Genomic DNA, 763 nt, shown 5'->3' with positions numbered 1-763 from the left:
GTGGAAGCAGGATTTAATGTGCCGGTAATTCTGATCAAGGGATTAGAGGTAGCAGATAAAGCAATCAACAAAGAAAATCAGGAAGGAAAAGAATAACTATGGAAGAATTAAAGAAAGCAGGATATGAACTGGATGAAGGGATTGAACCGACAGCGGAAGAGATCGCAGAGGCAGAAGCTGAATTAAAGGAGGAAGAGTAGTATGGCAAAGTATAATGTGCATGCAGGACATTGTCCGCAGGGAAAAGGCGCATCTGGCGCCGTCGGATTTTTAAAAGAATCTGTAGAGGACAGGATCGTAAAAAATGAGATGATCCGGCTACTGAAATCAGAAGGGCATACAGCATATGATTGTACCTGTGATGTGGCGACCACGCAGAGCGGATGCCTTGCACGGATTGTTACAAAGTGTAATTCACATTCAGTGGACGAGGATGCGTCCGTACATTTAAACAGCGGAAGAGAAGACGAAAAAGGTGATGGAGATACAGGAGGAGTAGAGGTGCTTATCTATTCCTGGGCTTCTGCATCTAAAGAAACCGCAGAAAGAATCTGCGAAGAAGTGTCCAAAGAACTCGGAATCAGAAATAGAGGAGTAAAAGTGGATAGCAGCCTTTATGTGCTTAGAAAAACAAAAGCACCTGCATACTTAATTGAGTGCTGCTTCGTGGATGATAAAGATGATTACGAGAAATGGGATGCAAAGAGATGTGCGAAAGCAATTGTTCGTGGTATGCTGAACAAAGATATCAAAGGCGGATCCA

1 protein-coding gene is annotated in these 763 nt (G+C 43.3%); it reads left to right on the top strand.

Annotated features, from left to right (window positions below; all coding sequences use genetic code 11):
• Window positions 1-201: 201 nt before the first annotated feature.
• On the top strand, window positions 202-763 hold a 562-nt coding region (locus JMF81_RS12750; RefSeq protein ID WP_201311821.1), incomplete at its 3' end, for an N-acetylmuramoyl-L-alanine amidase.

The sequence above is a fragment of the Anaerostipes butyraticus genome, assembly GCF_016586355.1.
In the GTDB taxonomy this organism is placed as follows: domain Bacteria; phylum Bacillota; class Clostridia; order Lachnospirales; family Lachnospiraceae; genus Anaerostipes; species Anaerostipes butyraticus.
The sequence above is the reverse complement of the archived record's forward strand: the minus strand, read 5'-3'. Positions and strand labels throughout refer to the sequence as shown.